A 3,743-nucleotide genomic window follows, 5' to 3' on the forward strand; every position below is an offset into this window, starting at 1 on the left:
CGCATTCATCCCACTACCTTAGAGGTAGGGGATTTCTGCGGTAAAATGTTAAAATGACTATTAACTGCCTCTACTTTATAAATATTTTTTCTTAAAACCAACACTTTTCCTTGGGAGATAATAATGAAAAACACTTTACTGAATAAAGCCGCACTAGCCACTGGTACCGCTGCTCTATTGACAGCCATAATGGGCAGCGCACATGCAGAACCCACAGGCTATAACCAAATTACTTTTAAGGCAGAAGTCAAAGAAGAAATTCAGAATGATGAGATCAGTGCTACTATGTACAAGAAAGCACAAGCGAGTACGTCTCAAGCACTAGCGACCACACTCAACACCACAATCAATAACGCCATGCAAATCGCTAAGCAATACCCTAGTGTAACGGTCAGTACTGGTCAACAGCGTACTTATCCACGCTATGATGAAGATGAGAAAATCATCGGCTGGACAGGGCAAGCTAATATCGACTTAAAAAGCACTGACTTGGATGCGACCAGCGAGCTAATCGCAGACCTACAAGAAACCCTCGTCATGGATAATCTTAGCTTTGGCGTATCAGAGTCCAAAAAAGATGAGCTAGAACAAAAACTAATGACCGATGCCTCTCGTGCGTTTCAAGAGCAGGCTCAAAACTTAACTCGTGCCTGGGATGCAAGCAGTTATCGAGTAATCAATGTCAATCTTAACTCTGGGAGCAGCTATCCACGTGCGCTATATACTAGCCATATGAAGGTTGCAACCGCAGACTCATCAGTACCAAGCCAAAGCCTTCAATCCGGCAATAGCACAATCACTGTCACTGCTAATGGCACCATCGAGCTCACCAAATAATCAATCCTGTTGATTGCAGACTCGTATAACGCTACTGCGAGCAATACTTTCCTCAATGAGAGTATAATTTTCACGAATATCATAAATTAGGGCAGCCACTTAACAGTGACTGCTTTTTTTATGCAGATTGTACAAGCATTACATCTAAGGAAGATAACGCCGTAGCTGTTTAGTAATTCGCTGACTATATCATCTACTCAATTCAACCCCTGCCTTATCACTACTTTCTGTTAACGGCTTCTATTGCGAAAAAGCATCACTCGTTGCTGGCTGATTGCTTTGAGTGCTCGGTGTGGTACTGTCATTTTGGCGTAGCTTTAATAGTAACTTTTGATGCCATGATAAGTTCTGATAAGCCGCAAGCTGTTGTGCTATTTGTTTGTTGGTTTGCAGTGTTGTATTGTTTTGAATCACATAAACCGTGAGGCTATCCTGATTAAGAACCTCTCCTTTTTCCGTTTTGATAACTGCCTCTAAATTGTGCGGACCTGGTGTGACATCTGTAGTCGCAATAAAAGCACTAAGACCTGTAGCCACTTCACTACCATCCAAATAAATACTGACGCTATCACCTGGCTGGAGCGTCGGTGTCACCTGAACGCTCACATCAATACTTTGCGCTGGTCGACGATACGCACGTTCTTCGCTAGGTTCGACGATAGAGATCTGATAACTTATAGGCGCCCGATCTTCAGACGGTGCTTCAAGACTTAGCCCTGCACTAGTGCTCGATGTGTTAGATGACTGACTGTTCGTCGTATTGACTGAGGAATCTACAGAACCACTACCTGTCATGACACCTGTCTGAGAGACTTGCTTGCCAGCTTGTTGTTCGTAGCTTTGTGGACGATCAGTAAAGGTCACTTGACCAGTCTGTTCGTTGACCACCTTATAAATAGGTGCTGAATGAGTTGAAGACAGGCTAAAAATAGCCATAATCGCCAACAACCCCAACTTGAGACGGTTCTTCGATAGAATAAAATTCGAAATATAAGTCATACTCAATCAGCCTCGTCAGTATATATTTACCAAATATTATATTGTAACGGCTATTATGCGATAATTTTTCAGATAAATCAGTAGCAGATTCATATCAGTGCTGACTATCATCCTAACCAAGGATTATAGTCACAAAAAAAACCAGCTAAGATACACTTAGCTGGTTTTTTAAATGAGTACTTTTAGGTCTAACTACTGATTAGCAGCTATAGTATAAGTCAAACTCAACTGGATGCACAGTTACGTTCACACGCTGAACTTCTTCTTCTTTTAGTGCGATGAAGGCCTCAAGCATGTCTTCTGTGAATACATCACCTTTTAGCAAGAAGTCATGGTCGTCTTTTAGTGCTTGTAGTGCAACCTCCAAGTTTTCTGCAACCGTTGGAATTTGTGCTTCTTCTTCTGGTGGCAAGTCATACAAGTTCTTATCAGCAGCTTCACCTGGATGTACCTTGTTTTGGATACCATCGATACCTGCCATCAATAGCGCAGCAAAGGCTAAGTATGGGTTCGCTGTTGGATCAGGGAAGCGCGCTTCAACACGGACAGCTTTTGGACTGCTTACGTGTGGAATACGGATCGATGCTGAGCGGTTAGACGCTGAGTATGCAAGTTTAATCGGTGCTTCGAAATGTGGCACTAGACGCTTATAACTGTTAGTCGATGGGTTAGTAATTGCATTCAATGCACGAGCGTGCTTGATAACACCACCGATGAAAAATAGTGCTGTTTCAGATAGACCAGCGTACTCATCACCTGAGAAGGTGTTTACACCGTCTTTTGAGATTGACATATGCACGTGCATACCTGAACCATTGTCACCTACGATAGGCTTTGGCATAAAGGTAGCTGTTTTGCCAAACTGATGAGCAACGTTATGAACAACATACTTCAATTGTTGTACTTCATCGGCTTTACGTACCATAGTATTGAACGCCACACCAATCTCAGACTGGCAAGAAGCAACTTCGTGGTGATGCACTTCAACCGAACCTTCACCAACGATTTCTTCAATACGCTTACACATTAGTGAACGCATATCTTGTGAGCTATCGATTGGTGGTACTGGGAAGTAGCCGCCTTTTACGCGTGGACGATGCGCAGCGTTGCCCCACTCATAGTCTTCGTTGGTTGACCATGCTGCTTCTTCAGCAGTGATCTTATGGCTAACGCCAGACATATCAACTGACCATTTTACATCATCAAATACGAAGAACTCAGGCTCAGGACCGAAGTAAGCAGTATCACCGATACCAGTCGACTTCAAATACTCTTCAGCGCGACGTGCGATAGAGCGTGGATCACGATCATAGCCTTGTAGCGTTGATGGCTCAATGATGTCACAAGTAACAACAACCGTAACGGCATCGAAGAACGGGTCGACGAAAGCAGTCTCTGCATCAGGACGTAAGATCATATCTGACGCTTCAATGCCTTTCCAACCAGCGATAGATGAACCATCAAACATCTTGCCATCTTCCATCACTTCTTCATCAATAGTAGACGCTGGGAAGCTGATGTGCTGCTCTTTACCACGAGTATCGGTAAAACGAAAGTCAACCCATTTAGCATCAGCTGATTTGATAAGGTCCAATAATTTATTCGACATGAATAGTCTCCATTGTGTTGATTTAGTTGTTGCGATTTAAAGTGATTGATACAAACTTTATGTTGAGCGTATTAGACGAAAACCTAAAATCAATGAGAAAGAACGTTCAATATTATGCTTATTATCCGCACTTTCGACATGATAACTCTAAATGCTCATCTAATATAAACTGAATCGTACCTTTACAACAAGTCTGTTTCATTACTAGTTTAGCAGTATATGACCGACGCTGTGAACTCTTCAGATGCTTAATTAATCGTTACTTATAGACTGGCACGCAGCCTTTGATAACCTTAGT

At 42.6% G+C, this 3,743-nt stretch carries 3 protein-coding genes; 1 reads left to right on the forward strand and 2 read right to left on the reverse strand.

All coding sequences use genetic code 11. From position 1 onward, the window contains the following. Positions 1–123: 123 nt before the first annotated feature. Entirely contained in the window at positions 124–837 is a 714-nt protein-coding gene (locus L0J61_RS09930; protein ID WP_301466285.1) for an SIMPL domain-containing protein, read from the forward strand. A gap of 240 nt (positions 838–1,077) precedes the next feature. Here L0J61_RS09930 and L0J61_RS09935 read toward each other — a convergent pair whose 3' ends face one another. Both L0J61_RS09935 and glnA read right to left on the reverse strand, forming a co-directional pair. Continuing rightward, a complete protein-coding gene (locus L0J61_RS09935) occupies positions 1,078–1,836 on the reverse strand; it encodes a DUF4124 domain-containing protein (RefSeq protein WP_301466286.1) in 759 nt (252 codons plus the stop codon). 199 nt (positions 1,837–2,035) lie between these two features. Beyond that, complete coding sequence (gene glnA / locus L0J61_RS09940; RefSeq protein WP_301466287.1) at positions 2,036–3,445, reverse strand: type I glutamate--ammonia ligase; 1,410 nt, start codon at positions 3,443–3,445, stop codon at positions 2,036–2,038. Positions 3,446–3,743: the final 298 nt, after the last annotated feature.

Source organism: Psychrobacter sp., from assembly GCF_030457785.1.
Taxonomy (GTDB): domain Bacteria; phylum Pseudomonadota; class Gammaproteobacteria; order Pseudomonadales; family Moraxellaceae; genus Psychrobacter.

Bases quoted from the DNA above. Each gene is read 5' to 3' on its own strand.
- L0J61_RS09930 (WP_301466285.1), top strand. From the start codon at position 124: ATGAAAAACACTTTACTGAATAAAGCCGCACTAGCCACTGGTACCGCT.
- L0J61_RS09935 (WP_301466286.1), bottom strand. From the start codon at position 1,836: ATGACTTATATTTCGAATTTTATTCTATCGAAGAACCGTCTCAAGTTG.
- glnA (WP_301466287.1), bottom strand. From the start codon at position 3,445: ATGTCGAATAAATTATTGGACCTTATCAAATCAGCTGATGCTAAATGG.